Below are 22,107 nucleotides of genomic sequence, written 5' to 3'. Positions count from 1 at the left end.
TCCTGGTGGGAGCATTCAGGCCCGCTCGGCGTGCGCCATGACATTGGTCAGGACGTGGCCGATGCGGGCGAGGGCGGATTCGGAGGTCATGCGCCAGTGCGTGGCCTGAACGGCGTGGTTGTGCACGGTGCCGTCGACTGCGTCGGACCAGCTGGCCGCGCCGGTGGCCCCGGTCGGGTCGTCGAGTGCGGCGGTGAAGTAGACGAGATTGCCTTTATAGGGCCGTGGGCGGTAGCGGGTGATGAGCTCCAGTGCGTGCGTGCCCGCGTCCAGCAGACGGTCGAGCCGGTCGAATCCGAAGGATGCGAACGGTTCCGGGAGTTCTGCGATACGGCGGGCGAGCTGGGTGCGATCGAGTTCGGTGTCGATATCCTCGGCTTGTTCGCCGAGCAGGCCGCCGAGCAGATCCGCCACCGGAACGCTTGCCGTACCGTCCACCGTTGTGTGCAGCGGGCTGTCCATCATGGCCAGCAGCGCGACATGTTGGCCCTGGTCCTGCAATTGGTTCGCGACGGCATGTGCGAGTACACCGCCGAGTGACCAGCCGAGCAGATGGTAGGGGCCCTCGGGCTGTACCGCGCGGATTTCGCGGACATAGTGTCCCGCCCAGTTCTCGATGGAATCCGGCAGCGCCGCCACCGAATTCAGCACCGGCGACTGGATGCCGTAGATGCCGCGTTCGGAATCAATATGTGCGGCCAGGCCCGCGAACGACCACGCGACACCGCCGACGGGGTGGATGCAGAACACTGGTTCGCGAGATCCGCCGGGGCGCAAGGGCAGTAGGACATCGAAGGCGGCTTGCGCGTCGACGCGGCCGCGGCCGCAGTGGTGCAGTTCCAGTTGGGTGATCAAGTCCGCAGGTGTCGGCGCGGCGAACAGCCACACCACCGGGATCTGTTCGGCGAGTGCGATACTCAGCTGGGTCGCCAGTCGCGTGGCCAGCAGAGAATTGCCGCCGCGTTCGAAGAAGTTGTCGTCCATGCCGATTCGCTCGACCGCCAGCGCTTCGGCGAAGACGGCGCAGACCAGCAGCTCCAACTCTGTTTCCGGAGCGCGGAATTCCCGTATGCCCAACTCGGGCTCCGGGAGTGCGGTCCGGTCGAGCTTGCCGTTGGTGTTGAGTGGCAGGGCATTCAGTTGGATCAGCACGGACGGAACCATGTAGCTCGGCAGCGTCTCGGTCAGGGCGGATCGCAGCGCATTCGGATCGATCGCCTCGGTGGCGGTGAAATACCCGACCAGCTGGTCGCCGCGATGGGCGATGACGACGGCCTCGGCGACCGCCGGACGTGCGCGCAGCGCATGCTCGATTTCGGCGAGTTCGATTCGGTAGCCGCGTATCTTCACCTGAAAGTCGCGGCGCTCGACGTACTCGAGGTTGCCGTCCGCACCCCAGCGGACCATATCGCCGGTTCGATACATCCGGGTGCCATATGCGCCGAATGGGTTGGCCACGAACCGCTCCGCGCTCAGGTCGGACCTGCCGTGGTAGCCGCGGGCCAGCTGCGCGCCGCTCAGGTACAGCTCACCGGTCACTCCCGCCGGCACCGGATGCAGTCGGTCGTCGAGCACATAGACCTGGTTTCCGGGTTCCGGTGTGCCGATCGGGACCACCGTCTGGCGGATACCGGCCTCGGTGCGGAATCGGGTCACCGAGACCGCTGCCTCGGTGGGCCCGTACAGGTTGTCGATGCGGGCGGCGGTGCGGGCGCCGATCCGGTCGACGGTCGCGGCGGGCAGTGCCTCGCCGATGACGAGTAGTCGCCGCAGCGGTCTCGGCAGTCGCTGATCACCGCTGACCTCGGCCAACATGGCCAGCAGCGATGGCACCAGCGTCAGCGTGGTGACCGAGGCGCGTCGGATCAGATCCACCACGCCGGCCGGGTCACGTTGTGCGCCTTGCGGTGCCAGTACTACTCGCGCACCGGTGCGCAAGGCCCACCAGAACTCCCAGACCGAGAGATCGAAGGCCGCCGAGGTCATCAGTAGCGCCGCGTCATCGGCGTGCAGTTCGTATTCCGTTTGCAGCCAATCCAATTGGTGCGCGACCGCCGAGTGCGTGACGGCGACGCCCTTGGGCGTTCCCGTCGACCCCGAGGTGAAGATGACATATGCCGTGTGCGCTGGAGTGAGTGTGGACAGCCGCTCCTCAGCACGAATCGGACTGTTGTCGAGAACGCCTGCGGCAACCGAGATATCCAGCACCGAATGGTGGTCCGCCATCGATTCGGGCAGCACCGGCCGTTGCGCCGAGGTCAGCACCAGTGCCGGGTCGGCGGCGGCGAGTACGCTCGTGGTCCGGTCGAGCGGGTGGGTCGGATCGAGCGGAACATACGCACCGCCCGCCGTCACCACCGCGTACATGGCGACGAGTAGGTCGACACTGCGCGCAATGGCCAGAGCCACCAGCGAATCCGGGCCGATGCCACGGCCGATGAGGGCACGGGCGAGCCGATTCACCCGCGCGGCCAATTGGCCATAGGTGACAGTTACGGCGTCATCGACGATTGCCACCGCATCGGGCGTCTCGACGACCTGTGCTTCGAAGGCGGCAATGAGGGTGGCCGGAGCGAATTCGTGTTCGATCCGGTTCCAGGACAACAGCATCCGATCGCGTTCGGCGGTGTCCAGTAGCGGCAGATCACCGACCGGCAACTGTGGTTCGGCACAGATGGCGGACAGCAGACGCTGCAGTCGACCGGCGAAGCCGGCGACCGTGGCTTCGTCGAACAGCGCGGTCGCGTAGGTGATCGATGCGGCCATGCCTGCCGCATTCCCATCCGGGTGGTAGCGATCTGTGACGACCAGATGCAGGTCGAATTGCGCGACCTCGGAGTCGAAATCGACTGCGGTGGCAGTCAATCCGTCCAGTACGAATTCCGCCTCGGCCTGGTTGTGGAAGGAGAAGCCGACCTGGAACAGCGGATGCCGCGCGGTCGAGCGCTCCGGATTCAGCACCTCGACCAGCCGCTCGAAGGGTACGTCGGCATTGGAGAAGGCGGCGACATCCGCGGCGCGTACCCCATCCAGGAGTTCGATGAAGCCGGTGGCCGCGTCCACCTGGGTACGCAGCACCAAGGTATTGACGAACATACCGACAACATCGTCGAGTTCGGCCGCACCACGACCCGCGACGGGAGTACCGACGGCGATATCGGCGGTGCCGGAAAGGCGGGCCAGCAACACCGCGAAAGCGGCGTGCACGACCATGAACAGTGTCGCTCCGCTGTTCCGGCCCAACTCCGCCAGCCTCGCCTGCAGGTCGGCGTCGATGCTGAAATCGACATGGCGGCCGCGGGTGGAGACCATGGCAGGTCTCGGGCGGTCAGTCGGGAGGGTGAGTTGTGCGGACAGGCCCGTGAGGGCTTCGATCCAGAATCCGAGTTGCTGGGAGATCAGCGAATCCGGATCGTCCTCGCTCCCGAGCAGATCCCGTTGCCAGCGGCTGTAATCCGCGTATTGCACCGGCAGTGGGATCCATTCCGGCGGCATGCCGTGCCGACGTGCGGCGTAGGCGGTCATCACGTCACGTGCCAGCGGAACCAATGACGAGCCGTCCGCTGCGATGTGGTGGACGACCACTACCAGCACATATTCGCCGAGGCCTGTCGGACCTGCCACCGGACAGAACAACCTGGCGCGCAAGGGAACCGAGCCGGTCACATCGAATCCGCCGGCTACGAAATCTGCGACCGCCGAGGTCAGATCGTCGACGGGCACCGGAATCGGGGCGAGCACCGGCGCGCCCGCATCGGCCATCGGCAAGACCACCTGTACCGGGCCGCTTTCGTGCTGCGGGTATACCGTGCGCAGCACCTCGTGGCGTTCGACCACGTCGGTGATGGCCGCATTGAGTGCGGCGATATCGAGATCACCGATGAGCCGCACTGCCAGTGGGATGTTGTATGCGGTCGACTGACGGTCGAGGCGGTTGAGGAACCACATGCGCTGCTGTGCCAGCGAGAGCGGTATCGGATCGGTGTCGGTGCGTCGAGTCAAGGCCGCACGTGCACGCGTCGCAGTGGTGTCGAGGGCAGCGGCCAAGGCCGATACGGTCGAGTTCTCGAAGACGAGTCGCACCCCGACCGTCGTGTCCGATCGAGCGCCCAACCGCGCGACCAATTGTGTTGCCGTCAACGAATTTCCGCCGACAGCGAAGAAATCGTCATCGAGGCCGACGACGGCCAGGCCGAGCACCTCGGCGAAGACCTCGGCCACGATTCGCTCGGCGGCCGTCTCGGGCGCGCGGAAGGTCGCGGTACGGAACTCTGGTGCGGGCAGTGCCTTGCGGTCCACCTTGCCGACCGGGGTCAGCGGGATTTCGTCGAGCACCATGATGGCGGCGGGCACCATATAGGCGGCCAGTGAGCGCGCCGCGAAGGCCGTGAGCTCAGCGGTGTCGATCGCTCCGTTCGCGACGACATACGCGACCAGCGAAACCGAGCCCGTGGCATCGGTTTGCCCGATGGTCACGGCGAATTCGACGCTCTCATGGGCCGAGAGGACCGCGTCGATCTCACCGAGTTCGATACGCAGACCGCGCACCTTCACCTGATGGTCGGCCCTTCCGACGTACTGGATAGCGCCGGATACGGTCCAGCGCACCAGATCACCGGTCCGGTAGAGCCGCCCGCCCGCCACCCCGTAGGGATCGGCGACAAAACGATCCGCCGAAAGTCCCGGCCGCGCGTGGTAACCGCGCGCCAGGCCTGGTCCGCGCAAGTACAGTTCGCCGGTCACCTCATCCGGGACGGGTTGCAATCGGGTATCGAGCACCACCGCGGACATGCCGTGAATGGTGCTGCCCAGATCGAATTCACCGGGCCGCAGCGGTGCGCTGATATTGGTGATGATCGTGGTCTCGGTCGGGCCGTAGGTGTTGTGGAATGCCCGCCCTGTTCCCCAGCGTCGCACCACATCCGGGCCGTACGACTCGCCACCGACGGTCAGGTGGGTGAGTTCGGGCAGTTCGTTCGAATCCAGCGTCCGCAGCACGGCCGGGGTGATGAAGGCGTGGGTCACCCGCCGATTCCGGATGAGCGCGGTCAATTCCGCGCCACCGTAGACACCTGCGGGTGCGATCACCAGTGCGGCGCCTGCGGGTAGGGCGAGCAAGAGTTCGAGCATGGAGGCGTCGAAACTGGGCGAAGCCACATGCAGGACGCGGGATGTCGCGTTGACCTGGTAGCGATCCCGCTGCGCACGCGCCACTCCCGCGAGTCCGCCGTGGGTGGCAACTACGCCCTTCGGGGTGCCGGTGGAACCGGAGGTGTAGATCATCCACGCGGGATTGGCCACGCGCACGGGACGCGTCAGCTCATCGGGCGCGAGAGGTGCCGCGCTCGAATGCCGTATGCGGGCCGCCGTGGCAGGTGCGTCGAGTGCCAGCCATTCGGCGGTTGCGGGCAATACCGAGCGCCATGCGGTGAGCGTAAGACCGACCGTGGCACCGGAATCCGACAGCATGTGGGCGATTCGATCTGCCGGGTAGGTCGGGTCTACGGGTACGAAGGCGGCTCCGGTCTTGGCCACCGCCCAGACCACGAGGATGGATTCGGCGGAACGCGGGATGGCCACGGCGACGAAGTCTTCGGCACCGATACCGTGTCCGATCAGCATTCTGGCCAGGCGGGACGAGTGCTCGTCCAGTGCGCGGTAGGTCAATTCATGGTCATCCGAAATCAGGGCTAGCGCATCGGGATTCATCGCGACGGCCGCAGTCATCAGCTCTGCGAGGGTGCGCGGCGGAACCGGTTCATCGCCGCGCCTGCCGAGCAGTTCGGTACGTTCGGCCGGAGTGAGCACATCGATGGTGCCGATCGGCGCGGACGGATGCGCGGTGAGTGCGCCGAGGACACGACCGAACCGACGCAGCAGCCCGGCGGCGGTAGCCTCGTCGAAAAGATCTGTCGCGTAGTCGAGTTCGATCGGCAGGTGACCTTCGGAGTCGAGTTCTGCCGCCACGGTGAACTGGAGATCGAAGCGCGCCACCGGCTCGTCGAATTCGACGGCAGTCAGTTCCAAGCCCGCCAGCGTGAACTCTGCCGCACCGGCATTCAGATAGCTCAGCGCGACGGTGAACAGCGGGTGTTTGGACTGCGATCGTGGGATGCCCAGTTCATCGACGACGCGCTCGAACGGGACCGTCGCATGGGCGAATGCGGCCAGATCGTTTGTTCTGGTCTCGTCGAGCAGATCGATGAACGAGCAGGCCGGATCCGGATGGGTGCGCAGCACCAAGGTGTTCACGAACATGCCGACCAGGTCGTCCAATGCCGCCGCGCCGCGACCCGCTATCGGGGTGCCGATGGCGATATCGGCGGAACCCGACAGCCGGGACAGCAATACCGCAAGTGCTGCGTGCACCACCATGAAAGGTGTTGCATTGTGGGCCGCGGCAATTTCGTGGATACCGACCCCACTGCCAATGCGGGCACGCACCGTGCCGCCACGCTCGGACGCGATGGCGGGACGTGGCCGATCGGTGAGCAATGCCAGTTCTTCCGGCAGATCCCGCAGCGCTTCGGTCCAGTACGTGAGCTGTTCGGCCGCGACCGAATCCAGCTCGGCCGTCTGCCAGAGCGCGTAATCGGCGTACTGTGCGGCGAGTTCCGGCCAGACCGGGGGCCCGCCGACAACCCGGGACAGGTAGGCCGACAACAGGTCTCGCAGCAGCGGCCGCATCGAATGGCCGTCCGCCGCGATGTGGTGCAGCGCGGCGACGAGCACATGGCTCGCCGCGTTTTCCCGCAGCAGAATCGCGCGCACCGGCACCTCAGTGGTGACATCGAAACCAGCACTGAGGAATTCGGCTATGCGCTCGTCCACCGAGCTGGGGGTCTCGACCACCAGGGATACCGGTGCCGGTTCGGCAGGCAGGATCACCTGGTGCCCGATGCCATTCGCATCGGCCGGGTATACCGTGCGCAGTGCCTCGTGACGCGCGATCACATCCGTGAACGCGGCACACAGTGCCGCCTCGTCCAACTCGCCGCCGATGCGCACCGCGACCGGGATATTGTGGGCCGCCGAGTCCGGGTCGAGCCGGTTGAGGAACCACATGCCGCGCTGCACCGGTGCCAGCGGAATGCGCTCGGGGCGTGGACCGGCGATCAGCGGTACGACCTGGTCGCCCGCTTGGGCGGCCAGGCGTGCCGCAAAGGCGTGCACGGTGGGGGCCTCGAACAGCAACCGCACAGGCACACGACCGATCCGCTCGCCGAGCCGCGCCAGGACCCGGGTGGCGATCAGTGAATTGCCGCCCAGGTCGAAGAAGTTGTCGTCGGCACCGATCGGCGACCGTGCCAGTACCGCCTCGAATGCCTCGGCCACCAACCTTTCGGCCGGAGTGACCGGCGCACGATAGGCGACGCGGTCGAATACCGGCTCCGGCAGTGCCTTTCGGTCCAATTTGCCGGAGGTATTGAGCGGGAAGGCGGCCAGCACGACAATCGCCGACGGAACCATGTATGACGGCAAAGCATCCATCGCGGCCGCCAAAACTGTCGCGCGCAGGTCGCTTTCACCCTGTGCATCACTGACGACGTAGCCGACGAGTTGATCGCCGGTATGCGTGGCGACCATGCTGGCGGCGGCCTGCGAAACACCTGGCACGGCCGCGAGTACGCCCTCGATCTCGCTGAGCTCGATGCGCTGGCCGCGGAACTTCACTTGGAAGTCGGTGCGGCCCAGGTACACGAGTTCCGGGGTCACGCCACTGGTATCCCAGCGAACCAAATCGCCGGTGCGGTACATGCGCTCACCCGCAGGTCCGAATGGGTTCGCCACGAAGCGATCCGCCGTCAAATCAGGCCTGCCGTGATAGCCACGGGCGAGTTGGGTGCCCGCGAGATATAACTCCCCCGCGACGCCGGGCAGCGTCGGTCGCAGCCGGGAATCCAGCACGTATACCCGGCTGTTCCATTCCGGATTGCCGATGGGCATGACGGTGCGCTCGATTTCGCCCGTGACATCGCGGTAGGTGATGCTCACCGCGGCCTCGGTCGGGCCGTACAGGTTGTGCAGGCGCGCGGAACTCAGTGCGCCGAAGGCCCGGACGGTCTCGGCGGGCAGTGCCTCTCCGATGATGAATACCGTGTGCAATGTGTCGAGATCGGCCGTTTCGGCCTGTCCCGCGAACTCACTCAACATCGACGGCACGAAATCGGTGACGGTTATGCCGTATTCGGCGATCACCTCGGCGAGGTATCCAGGTTCGCGGTGGCCGTCCGGGGTGGCCAGCACCAGCGTCGCACCGATGCGCAGCGGCAGGAAGTAACCCCACAGCGAGACATCGAAGGTGGTCGCCGTCTTCTGCAGGTAAACATCGTCGGCGGTCAGCCGGTATTCCGACTGCATCCAGGTCATCTGGTTCACGATCGCGGCGTGGGAAACACTGACGCCCTTGGGTTTTCCGGTCGAGCCAGAGGTGAAGATCACGTAGGCCGGGTTCTGCGGATGGATCGGCGCGCTCCGCTCGTTCGCCGCGATCGGATCGTCGGCATGGTGAGCCAGCGCGATGGTATCGACACACACTGTCGCACCGGCATATCCGAAGTCCTGACGATCACGCTCGGTGGTGAGCAGTGCGATAGGTGCGGCGGTGTCGATGATGTGGGCGATGCGCTGTGCCGGATGGTCCGGGTCGATCGGGACATAGGCGCCACCCGCCTTGAGCACCGCGTATATCGCGACCACCAATTCGCTCGAACGTCGAATCGCCAATGCCACCAATGACTCCGGACCGACACCGGTCGCGATCAGATGTCGGGCAAGCCGGTTGGTTCTGCGGTCCAATTCGCCATAGGTCATGGTGGTCGCGTCGAAGACCAAGGCAATATCGTCCGGTGTCGCGGCAGCCTGCTGCTCGAATTCGTCGAGCAGCATTTCCGCGACGAATGCGGTGTGCGCGGAGTCGTTCCACGCGGTCACCACCCGTTCCAGCTCACCGGTCGCGAATAGATCGATATCGCCGACCACCTGTTCGGGATCGCCGATCACCGCACCGAGCAGCCGGACGAAGCGCGCGGCGAAGGTCGCGATGGTCGACTCGTCGAAGAGGTCGGTGGCATAGGTGAAGCGCAATGCATCGTCGCCGACAGTCAGTTGCAGATCGAAACGTGTTGTGTCGTAGTCGATCTCGTATTCAGCGATGGCGATACCCGCCAGCTCCACCGTTACGGGTGCGAGATTCTGGAAGAACAGCGCGATTTGGAACAGCGGATGCCGTGCCTGCGATCGCGGCGGATCCAACACCTCCACCAGCCGCTCGAACGGCACATCGGCATTGGCGAAGGCGTCCAGGTCACCATCGCGGACGCGGCGCAGCACGGCGGCGAAGGAGTCCGAGCCCGCCACCTCGGTGCGCAGCACCAGCGTGTTGACGAACATTCCAACGAGATCGTCGAGCTCGGCGGCACCGCGGCCCGCGATCGGCGCGCCGATGGCGATGTCGGCCATGCCGGACAGTCGAGCGAGCAAGACGGCCAGTGCGGCGTGGACGACCATGAACGGGCTGACGTCATATCGCACGGCGATGGTGGCAATGCCGTCGCGTATCGCGGCGTCGAGTCCGATGGTGGTGCTCGCGGCGGCGTGGCTGGCAATGGCGGGACGTGGCCGATCCGAGGGCAGATCGAGCTGAGCGGGCATCCCGCCCAGTACGCGGCTCCAATAACGCAGTTGCCGTGCGGCCAACGATTCCGGATCGTCCTCGGCTCCGAGGATCTCCCGTTGCCACAGGGCGTAATCCGCGTACTGCACCCGGAGGTCCGTCCACGTCGGTTCGACATCGGCGGCACGTGCCGCGTATGCGGTAGCGATATCGTCGGCCAGTGGGGCCATCGAGAAGCCATCCGCCGCGATGTGATGTACCACGACGGCGAGTAGGTATTCGCGATCCGACAGCGTGGCCAGACCGACGCGCAGCGGTATTTCAGTGGTGACATCGAAAGGCGTGGCAACCAGGTCCACGAGGGCCGATGAATCCAGCGCGACGATTTCGGGCACGTGCGCCGCGTCCAGAATCCGCTGGTAGCCGGCGCCATCGACATCCGGGTATACGGTGCGCAGGGTTTCATGCCTGGCGACCACGTCGGCCAACGCGGCGGCGAGCGCATCGGTGTCGATATCACCGGTGAGCCGGATCGCGACCGGAATATTGTTGACCGTTTCGCCGGGATCGAAGCGGTTGAGAAACCACATTCGTTGCTGTGCCGGCGAGAGCGGAATCAGGTCCGGGCGTTGACGCGCGGTGAGCTCCGGGCGAGCTCCGGTGCCGGTCAGCCGAGCAGCGCGGGTCGCCATTCCAGCGACTGTCGGTGCCTCGAACACCATCCGCACGGGGACTTCGGCATCCAGTGCAGCACCGAGCCGCGCGGCCAATTGAGTGGCGATCAGTGAGTTTGCGCCGAGTGCGAAGAAGTTGTCGTCGGCACCGATTCCTTCGATGTCGAGCAGTTCACCCATGATCTCGGCGACGGCTTGTTCGGTCTCGGTAGTGGGGGCACGGTAGGTGACGGTCTCGAAGACGGGTGTGGGCAGCGCCGTGCGATCGAGCTTGCCGGCGGCATTGAGCGGGAAGGCGTCCAGCACGACGAAGGCCGACGGCACCATATATGCAGGTAGTACGGCATCCAGTTCGGCGCGCACGGCATCGATATCGACCGAGGGGTCGGCCACCAGATAGGCCACCAACTGATCGCCGAGCCGCTCGTCGGTACGCACCACAACGACGGCCTGATCGACGACATCCAGTGCGGTGAGCGCGGATTCGATCTCGCCGAGTTCGATGCGCAACCCGCGCAGCTTTACCTGGAAGTCGGTGCGGGCCAGGTACTCCAGCTCACCGTTCGTATTCCAGCGGACAAGATCACCGGTGCGGTACATCCGCTCCCCCACGCCGCGGAGCGGATTCGCGACGAAACGTTCAGCCGTCAGCTCCGGACGACGCACATAGCCGAGTGCCAACTGCTCACCCGCAAGGTACAACTCACCGGCCACACCCACCGGCACCAGGCGCATCCGTGCATCCAGCACCAGCAATCGGGTATTGAATACCGGCTTGCCGATCGGCACCGACTCCACATCGGCATCGGTCACCTCGTGGAAGGTGACATCGACCGCTGCCTCGGTCGGCCCGTACAGATTGTGCACGCGGGCACCGGTCAGCTCACGGGCCCGCCGCGCGGTTGACGCAGGCAACGCCTCACCTGAAGCGAATAGCGCTCGCAGCGTGACACATTCGCGCGCATGCGGTTGCGCAAGGAAGACCGCGAGCATCGAGGGCACGAAATGCGCGACCGTGATTGCTTCATCGACGATCAAGCGCGCCAAATAGGCCGGATCTCGATGACCATCTGGCCGCGCGAGTACCAGCCGCGCGCCGATCCACAACGGCCAGAAGAACTCCCAGACCGAGACATCGAAGGTCACCGGGGTCTTCTGCAATATCGCGTCGTCGGCGTGGAGCTCGTAGTGGGTCTGCATCCACACCAGCCGGTTGACAATCGCGGCATGCGATACCGCGACGCCCTTCGGACGGCCGGTCGAACCAGAGGTGAAGATGACATACGCGGTGTGGCCGGGCAACAGCACACCGAGCCGATCCATCGTGGTCAGCGGCGCGGGCGAATATCTCGTCAGCTCCAGACGATCGATTCGAACCTGCCGTGCTGCGACAGTTTCCAGATCAGCACCGGAGGTCAGCACCCACATCGGCCGCGCTGTCTCGAGTACATAAGCGATCCGGTCGGCCGGATGGTCGGGATCCAGCGGCAGGTACGCCCCACCGGCAACAGTGATCGCGTACATCCCGACCACCAAGTCGAGCGAGCGCCGCATGCCGAGCGCGACCACCGAATCCGGGCCTACGCCATGACCGACCAGCCATCGCGCAAGCCGATGTACCCGGCTTGCGAACTCGGCATATGTCAGCGTCGCGTAGCGACTCGATGAGAGGTGGGGGTCGGGCGACGGGTGGACCGGACTGCGCCCCTCGAATGTCACCGCGATTGCGTCGGGCGTCCGCAGCACCTGTTCTTCGAACAGCGAAACGAGAGTCTGCGAGCCGTCTAACGCGAACGAGGTGTCGTTCCATCGATCGAGCAGGGACAGCTCGTTGCGATCCAGCAGCTCGATATCGCCGACACGTATGGCGGGATCGGCCACGACCGCCGCGAGAAGGCGCACGAAGCGCGCCGCGAACGATTCGATCGTCGCCCGGTCGAACAAATCCGTCGCGTAGCGCATGGCCGCACGCATCGCGGTACCGTCGCCCTCAGCGAGTTCCAGCGCGAGGTCGAACTGCGCGACCTGGTTATCGATCGGATATGCGGCTACCTCGAGGCCTGGTAGGCGCAGCACCGTATCGTCGCGGTGCTCGAAGGTGAGCAATATCTGCACAATCGGCGAATGAGCCTGTGAACGAATCGGATTCAGCTCATCGACCAGCCGCTCGAACGGCAAGTCGGCATGCGCGAAGGCCCGTACGTCGGTGGCACGAACCTGCCGGAGCAATTCGGTGAAGGTCGCCTCGGCCGCCACCTCGGTGCGCAACACCAGGGTGTTGACGAACATGCCGACCAGATCGTCCAGCGCCGCCTCGGCCCGGCCCGCGACGGGGGTGCCGATCGCGATATCGTCCACCCGGGCCAGGCGGGCCAGCAATGCCGCGTAGGCGGCGTGCACCACCATGAACGACGACACCCCGTGTTCGCGTGCCAGACCGGCGATCGCGGCCGTCAGCTCCGAGGTGATGGCGAACTCGACCGCGGCGCCACGACCGGATGCCACGGCGGGGCGCGGCCGATCGGTGGGCAATTCCAGCACCGGGGCGAGTCCGTCGAGTTCGGTGCGCCAATGCTCGATCTGGCGGGCCAGTACGGAGTCCGGATCGTCGGCCGAGCCGAGCACCTCGTGCTGCCACAGTGTGAAGTCCGCGTACTGGACCGGCAGTGGCTGCCACTGCGGTGCTACACCTTCGGTGCGCGCGCTGTATGCCACCATCAGATCCCGCGCTAGCGGACCCGTTGAGACACCGTCGGCGCCGATATGGTGCACCACAACGACCAGCACATGATCGTTGGGAGCGACCCGGAACAGCTCGGCACGCACCGGTATCCGACTGCGCAGATCGAACCCGACGCCCGCGAAGCCGACAACCCCTGCGGCAAGATCGGATTCGGTGATCTCGACCCGTCGCAGCTCCAATTCGAGCGATTCGGTCACCACCTGCGCGGGACCGAGGTGGTCCGCAGGGAACACGGTGCGCAGCGACTCGTGCCGAGCGACGACGTCGCCCAGCGCGGCGCGCAAGGCGGCTTCGTCCAACGTACCGGTCAGGCGAATAGTGATCGGAATGTTGTATACGGCCGAATCCGGATCGAGCCGGTTCAGCAGCCACATCCGAGTTTGCGCCAGTGACAACGGAATACGGTCCGGACGATCCCGTGCCACCAGCGCCGGCCGCACGACATCAGCGCACGTCACCCGCAGAGCCAATTCGGCAACGGTCGGTGCTTCGAAGATCTCACGCACGCTCAGCGCACTACCGAAGGCAGCGTTCGCCCGTGCGACCAGCCGCATGGCCAATAGTGAATTGCCACCGCGCACAAAGAAATCGTCATCCGCGCCGATCCGCGGCCCGGCGATCAGATCGGCCATCAATGCGGCGAGCACCGATTCGGTGCCTTCCTTCGGTGCACGGAATTTCGTTGCCGCACCAGCGACTTCGACCGCTGGCAGCGCCGCGCGATCGAGTTTGCCGACCGTGGTGAGCGGCATCTCGTCGAGCACAACCAGGTGAGCGGGCACCATGTATCCGGGCAGATGCTCACGCACCTGCGTGAGTACCGAATCCGGAGACAATTCCGCCCCACTGATGTAGCCGACCAGGCAGTCGTAGCCGGAGGTGTCGCGGGTCGATATCACCGCGGCATTCGTCACGCCCGCGACCGCGGCCAGGACTGACTCGATCTCCCCGAGTTCGATGCGCTGACCACGCAGCTTGATCTGGAAGTCGTTGCGGCCCAGGTAGATCAAGTCGCTGACGCGGTTCCAGCGCACCAGGTCGCCGGTGCGATACATCAACCGCCCGGGCACACCGAACGGATCGGCCACGAAGCGCTCGGCGGTCAGTCCGGCGCGTCCGTGGTAGCCGCGGGCCAGTTGGTCGCCAGCGAGATACAGCTCACCCGTGACACCGATCGGAACCGGCCGCAGCCGTGTGTCCAGGACATAGGCGCGGGTGTTCCAGCACGGACGTCCGATGGCGACATCACCGCCGTCGGCGTCGGTGAATTCGTGATAGATCGCCGATATCGCCGCCTCGGTCGGGCCGTAAGCGTTGTGTACCGCGCCACCGACATGTGCGCGGATTGCCGCGAGCAGGTCCGGGGTGAGCGCCTCACCACCGCAGTGCAGATGGCGAAAGGAGCGCAGCGCATCACCCATCCCCTCACCGATGAGTGCCGCGAGTACCGACGGCACGTATTCGGCGATGGTGATGCCGTGTTCGCGTAGCAGCCCGGCAAAATACGCGAGGTCGAGATGGCCACTCGGGCGGGCGATTACCAGCGGCGCACCGACGGCGATCGGCAGGAAGCACTCCCACACCGAGACATCGAAGGTCAGCGGGGCACGCTGCAGGATGCGGTCGGCCGCGGTGACGCCGTAGCGGAATTCGAGCCAGCGCAGCTGATTCATGATGGCGCGGTGGGTCACCGCGACGCCCTTCGGCCGCCCGGTCGAGCCGGAGGTGAACAGCACATACGCCGTGTTCTCGCGGTGTAGCGGTGCTCTAGCGATCGGCGGGGCGTCGAAACCGCTGAGGTCGGTGAGATCGACCACGCGGACGTCACCGACGTCGGGCAGTTCCGCGCCGCCTACGGTCAACACCAGAGCCGGTGCGGCACTGTCGATCACCTGCGCGATCCGGTCGGCCGGGTGGGTCGGATCCAATGGCAGGTAGGCTCCGCCCGCGCGCACGATCGCGAATATGGCCACGAGCATGTCGATCGATCGCAGCGCGGCGAGACCGACGATGGCTTCCGCGCCGACGCCCACCGAAATGAGCCAGCGCGCAATGTGGTTCACCCTGGCTTCGAGTTCCGCGTAGGTCACCGAGTTGCCTTCGAAGATCACCGCAACCGCATCGGGTGTCGCAGCCACGCGGGCCGACAGCAGATCGTCGAGGGTCTCGGAAGGCAGTAGCCGGGCGGTGGCATTGCGATCCGACAGCAGCAGTCCGCGTTCGGCCACCGACATCAGCTCGACATTGCCGACGAGAGTGCGCACGTCATGGACCATGGCGCGCAATACCCGCTCGAACCCCGCCAGGAACCCGTCAACGGTTGCCTTGTCGAAAAGGTCCAGCGCGTAGTGCAAATGCACATCAATGCCGTCAGCCGCACCGTCGCCGTCGTAGCGGTCGGTCAGGGTCCAGTCCAGATCCAGCTGGATCGGCGCGGGGCCGATATCGAGCGCGGCAATATTCAAACGGTGCAGTTGGAAATCCGGCTTGGACTGGTTCTGCAAGGTCATCGCCACCTGATACAGCGGCGCATGTGCCTGCGAGCGAACGGGATTCACCACATCGACGAGCTGTTCGAAGGGCACGGCGGCGTGCTCGAAGGCGGCCAGATCCGCTGTGCGGACCGTGGCCAAGAGCTCACCGAGCGTAGCGTCGGCGCGAACCTCGGTCCGCAGCACCAAGGTATTGACGAACATGCCGACGAGTTCGTCCAGGGCTTCGTCGCCGCGACCGGCGACCGGCGTACCGATGACGATATCGTCGCTCGCGCTCAGGCGACTCAGCAGTACCGCGAGCGCGGCGTGCAGCACCATGAACGAGGTCACACGATGCGCGGCCGCCAACTGCTGGATGCCCTGGTGCAATACCCGATCCAGATGGCCGGTAATGGCACCACCTCGGTTGGAGGCGATCGCGGGCCGCGACCGGTCCGCGGGCAGCGTCAACACCTCGGGAACGCCCGCGAGCCGACCGGTCCAGTACCGCAGCTGATGGGCCAGCAGCGAACTCTTGTCGTCGGCGCGGCCCAATGCATTGCGCTGCCAGATCGCGAAGTCCGCGTACTGCACGGTCAGCGGACTCCACGAAGGTGCGACATCCGCGCAGCGGGCGACGTAGGCAGTAGCCAGATCCCTGGTCAGCGGCGTGAACGACCAGCCGTCGGCGGCGATGTGGTGCACCACGAACAGCAGTACGTACACCTGCTGACGGGACCTGATGCCGGAGTCACCGTCGTCGAGCCGCAGAAGTCGGACGCGCAGCGGAACTTCGGTCGTGACATCGAATCCGGTCTGGGCCGCCGTGGCGATGAGTTCGGGCAACTCCGCTGTCGACACCGCACGAGCGACGAGTTCCACCAACCTGGTCCGTGCGGGCAGTACGACCTGTGTTGCGGCCCCGTCGTGTTCGGGATAGATGGTGCGCAGTGTCTCGTGCTTGGCTATTACATCGGCGATCGCACGTTCCAGCGCGGGCACATTCAGCACCCCGGTGAGGCGCAGCGCGAACGGAATGTTGTATCCACCGCTCGTGGCGTCGAATCGGTTCAGGAACCACATGCGCTGCTGGGCGATCGACAGCGGAATCGGCTCGGTGCGATCCTGAACCGTCAATGGCGGCAAGGCCGGAGGTGTCGACTCCTGTTCGACCGTGATTCGACGCGCCAACTCGCGCACGGTCGAGGCGTCGAAGATGGTGCGCACGGGTACGTCCGCGCCGGTCGCTTTGGCCAGCCGGGCCGCGAGTTGCGTGGCGATGAGGGAATTGCCGCCGAGGGCGAAGAAGTCGTCATCCGTGCCGACCGGGTCGACGCCGAGCAGCACGGTGAATGTCTCGGCGACAAGGGTTTCCGCGAGATCGCTCGGCGCACGGTATTCGATATCGGTAAAAGCCGGTGCGGGCAAGGCTTTTCGGTCCAGCTTGCCGGAGGCAGTGATCGGGAATTCATCCAACACGACAAATACCGACGGAACCATATAGGCGGGCAGTCGACGCGCGAGCACGGCTCGAACGCCGTCGGTATCGAGTTCACCGTCCGCCATCAGGTAGGCGACCAGTCGGCCACCGTGATCGTCTCGAACCAGGACGACGGCCTGAGCGATTCCGGCAACCGACAGCAATGCCGATTCGATCTCACCGAGTTCGATCCGCAGGCCGCGGACCTTCACCTGGAAGTCGGTGCGGCCGAGGAATTCCAGCACACCCCGCTCCCGCCAGACGACCAGGTCGCCGGTGCGATACATCCGGGTACCAGCCGGACCGAATGGATCGGCCACGAATCGCTCACCGGTCAGATCGGCCCGACCGAGGTAGCCGCGAGCCAACTGCGCTCCGGCCAGATACAGCTCCCCGGGCACACCGACAGGCACCTGACGCAACCGCGCATCCAGCACATACGCACGGGTATTCCAGATCGGCCCGCCCATCGGCAGCGCACCGCTATCGGCATCCGTCACCTCGTATGCGCTGACCTCGACTGCCGTCTCCGTGGGCCCATACATGTTGTGCACACACGCGCCGGTGACAGCCCGCGCTCGCTGCGCGATTGTCACGGGCAGCGCCTCACCCGAGCAGAACACGTGCCGCAGGGTGGGCACGTCGATATCCTCCGCGACGAAGACCGCAAGCATGGACGGCACGAAGTGCGCGATCGTAATCGACTCGCGCCGAATCAGCTCCGCCAGATACACCGGATCCTGATGACCATCCGCACGAGCCAGCACCAGCCGGGCACCGACCTGCAACGGCCAGAAGAATTCCGGCACCGAAACATCGAAGGTCACCGGCGTCTTCTGCAGCAGCGCATCGGTGCCGTCGAGCGCGACATGCGCCGACTGCATCCACAACAACCGGTTCACAATGCCGCGGTGGCTCATCGCGACCCCCTTGGGCCGACCGGTGGAGCCCGAGGTGAAGATGACATAGGCGGTATTGGCTGCCCGCAGCGGCGCGCGCCGATCGGCGTCGGTAATCGACGCGGCCGAATACTGGGAAAGGTCGAGCCGATCGATACGGACCTGCGTGGCCGCGATATCCAAATCCATGCCTGCGGTCAGCACGCAGAGCACAGCAGCGGTATCGAGGATGTGGCCGGTGCGTTGGGCCGGATGATCCGGATCCAGTGGTACATAGCCACCGCCCGCCACGGTAATCGCATACGTGCCGACCACCAGATCGACGGAACGGCGCATACCCAGTGCGACAAGGGAATCCGGTCCGACGCCCTGTTCGATGAGCCATCGCGCCAGCCGGTTCACCCGTCCGGCGAATTCGGCATAGGACAGCGTTGTGCCCTCGAAGGTAAGCGCCGGTGCTTGTGGGGTACGAGTGACCTGCGCGTCGAATAACGAAGCAAGCGTCGCGGTTTCGTCAATTGCGTGTCCGGTTTCATTCCAGCGGTCCAACAGAGACCGCTCGTCGGCGGCCAATAGCTCGATATCGCCGATCCGGATCTGTGGCGCACCCGACACGGTGGCGAGTAGGCGCCGGAAGCGGGTGACGAACGCGGCCACGGTCGACGCATCGAATAGATCGGTGGCATAGCGCAGACTCCCGGTGAGCCCGTGATCACCAGCACGTTCGTTCACAACCATGTGCAGATCGAATTTCGCCGTGGGATCAGGTGATTCGAGTGGTTCCACCGCCAGCCACGGCACCTCGAGTGCCCGACTGCCCGCGACGATCCGCGGTGCCGTACCGAAGCTGAACATCACCTGAAACAGCGGGTGCGCGCCGGTGCTCCGGTCCACCGCCATGGCGTCGACAAGCCGCTCGAACGGCAGATCGGCATTGGCGAAGGCCGCGAGATCGCGAGCACGCACGCCCGCAAGGAGTTCGGCGAAGGTGGCCGCGGCATCGATCGGGGTCCGCAGTACCACGGTGTTCACGAACATGCCGATGAGCGCGTCGAGTTGACGTTCGCCGCGACCGCCGACGGGTGAGCCGATCGCCACGTCACCGGTGCCGCTCAGCCTGGCGATCGTCGCCGCGAAGGCCGCGTGCAGCACCATGAAAAGAGTTGCGCCGCTGCGATGTGCGAGTACCCGAAGGGCGGCGGCCAACTCCGGCTCGATCTCGAAATCCACTGCGGCACCGCGATTGGAGGGCAGCGCCGGACGGGGCCGGTCGGTCGGTAGTGCGAGCTGGGTCGGCATGCCGTCGAGGGCGGCGCGCCAGAATCGCAACTGCTGATATGCCGGATCGCCCGGCTGCTCCTCGGAGCCGAGCAGTTCGCGATGCCAGAGACTGTAATCCGCGTATTGCACCGGCAGCTCGCGCCAATCCGGCCTCCGGCTCGTCAATCTGGCGAGATAGGCGTGCACCAGATCGGTGATCAGCGGCGTCATCGATAGCGCGTCGGCGGCGATATGGTGGACGACGAAGACCAGCACGTATTCGTCACCGGAGATGCCGCGCCGGTCGTCGACCCGATCGACGCTCAATAACGCTATGCGCGACGGGAGTTCGGTTGTCACATCGAATCCGGCGGTCGTGATCGCGGTAATGGCAGCGGTCAGATCGGCACGTTCGACTGGTACCGGATTGAGGGTCAGGCCGATATCTGCTGGGCGAAGAATCGACTGGCATGGACCGGATTCGCTGTCCGGGTAGATGGTGCGCAGAGATTCGTGTCTGGACAGCACATCGAGTACCGCACGCTCGAGCGCGCTGACATCGAGTCGGCCGGTGAGCCGGAGCACGACCGGGAGGTTGTAAACGCTCGCGCCGCCGTCCTGGGTTTCGATCCGGTTGAGAAACCACAGCCGCTGCTGGGCGGGCGAGAGCGGAATGCGCGCAGGACGCTCGCGGCGCACCAGCGGCCGTGCGGGCGCACCCGCCCTGCTGCGTGCGTCGACGGCGGCGGCGAATCCCTCGACCGTGGAGGCATCGAATAGCGCGCGTACCGGGATGCGCGTGCCGATGGCCTCCCCTGTCCGCGCGGTGACCTGGGTGGCGTCCAGCGAACTGCCGCCGAGCGCGAAGAAGTCGTCGTCGAGGCCGATGCGTTCCACCCGCAGTACCTCGGCGAATACCGCGGCGACCAGCCGTTGTGCCGCATTGGTCGGTGCACGGAAACTCTGCTGCCGCAGCACCGGCACCGGCAGCGCCGTGCGGTCCAGCTTGCCGCTGGTGTTGAGCGGGAATTCGGTCAGCTCGACCAGCGTGGTCGGCACCATATATCCGGGCAGACGCCGGGCAAGCCCGGCCTTGACGGCATCCAGATCCAAAGCACTGCCTGGCGTACGAATCACGTATCCCGCGAGATAGTCGCCATCGATCAGCCGCACCGCGGCCTGACTCACCTCCGGCACCGCGATTAGCGCGGACTCGATCTCGGCGAGCTCGATGCGTTGGCCACGGAACTTCACCTGGAAGTCCATCCGGCCCAGGTAGACGAGTTCCCCATCGGCGCTCCAGCGCACCAGATCCCCGGTGCGATACATCCGCGCACCCGCTCTGCCGAAAGGGTTGGCCACGAAACGATCCGCGGTCAGGTCGACCCGGCCGTGATAGCCGCGAGCCAGCTGGTCACCGGCCAAATACAATTCGCCGGATACCCCGATCGGCACCGGATGCAGTCGCGCATCCAGCACATAGACCTGGGAATTCCACTCCGGCTCGCCGATCGGCACCAGCTCGTCGTCGACCGTGACCTCGCGATAGGTGATGGATACCGCCGCCTCGGTCGGGCCGTACAAGTTGTGCAGCGCGGCATCGCTCACCGCATGGAATGCCGCGACGGTCTCCGGCGGCAACGCCTCCCCGATGACGAAAACATCGCGCAGCGAATCGAGTTCGCTCGCATCGGCATGGGCGGCGAATACCGCGAGCATCGATGGCACGAAGTCGGTCAGTGTGACGCCATGGCTGGCAATGGTTTCCGCGAGGTAGCGCGGATCGCGGTGGCCATCGGGGGCGGCGAGTAGCAGGGTCGCGCCCGCGCGCAGCGGCAGGAAGTAGCCCCACAGCGAAACGTCGAAGGTGGTCGCGGTCTTCTGCAGATAGACATCGCCGACGCGCGGCCGATATTCGGCGTGCATCCAGGCGAGTTGGTTGGCAATGGCGCGGTGCTCGACCGATACGCCCTTCGGTCGGCCCGTCGATCCGGAGGTGAAGATTACATAGGCGGGGTGCTCGGGCCGCAGCAACGCACGGCGCTCGCGATCGGCGATCTTCGCCGCCGAGTACTCGGATAGGTCCAGTTCGTCGATATGGTGCAGGTGCACGCTCGGGGGCACGGTCGCGGGGAGAATGAAACCGGTACCGCGGGTGCTGAGGACCGAATGCGGCCGAGCGGTATCGAGGATGTGCCAGATGCGTTCGGCCGGATGCTCGGGATCCACCGGCACGTAGGCGCCACCGGTGCGCAGCACCGCGTACATCGCGACCACCAACTCGATCGAGCGCGGCATCGCGAGCACCACCAGCGATTCCGGGCCGACGCCGGTGCTGATCAGCAGGCGCGCGAGGCGATTGGCTTGCTCGGACAGTTCGGTGTAGGTGAGTTCGGTGGTCTCGGAAACCAGGGCAACGACGTTCGGTGTGCGGCGCACTTGGCTGTCGAGGCCTTCGTGCAGAAACCGATCGGCGACCTTGTGCCCGCTGGCGTTCCAGCTGGCCGTGACGTAATCGAGTTCGCCCGCGTCGAGGAGTTCGATATCGCCGACCGCGATATCCGGATCGGCGGTCGCCGCGCGCAGCACCCGGAGAAACTTGACACCGAACTCACGCACGGTCGCGGTGTCGAACAAGTCAGTGGCGTAGGTGAATTCGGCGCGGTAGCCGCAGTCGGTATCGGAAAGTGTCAGCTGCAGATCGAATTTGGCGAAGCCGGGATCGAAATCGACCAGCTCCGCGTCCAGGCTGGGCATCGTCAATGCGACCGGCCCGATGTTCTGCATGAACAGCGCGACCTGAAACAGCGGATGCCTGCCCTGGGAACGCGCCGGATTCACCACCTCGACCAGCCGCTCGAAAGGAATATCGCTGTGCGCGAAGGCATTCAGATCGCGCTCACGCGCATAGGCGATGAGGTCGGCGAAACTCAGCTCGCACCGCACCTCGGTACGCAGCAC

General features: G+C 65.5%; 1 protein-coding gene (running past one end of the window). It reads right to left on the bottom strand.

The features are described from left to right. Positions 1–15: 15 nt before the first annotated feature. Positions 16–22,107: the 3' portion of a non-ribosomal peptide synthase/polyketide synthase gene (locus ACIBJI_RS01795; protein WP_397082703.1), read on the bottom strand. It continues 3,126 nt past the right edge of the window; the window shows 22,092 of its 25,218 coding nt (coding positions 3,127–25,218); its start codon lies off the right edge, out of view; it ends in the stop codon at positions 16–18.

This window comes from Nocardia sp. NPDC050408, from assembly GCF_044458905.1.
Taxonomy (GTDB): domain Bacteria; phylum Actinomycetota; class Actinomycetes; order Mycobacteriales; family Mycobacteriaceae; genus Nocardia.
The sequence above is the reverse complement of the archived record's forward strand: the minus strand, read 5'-3'. Positions and strand labels throughout refer to the sequence as shown.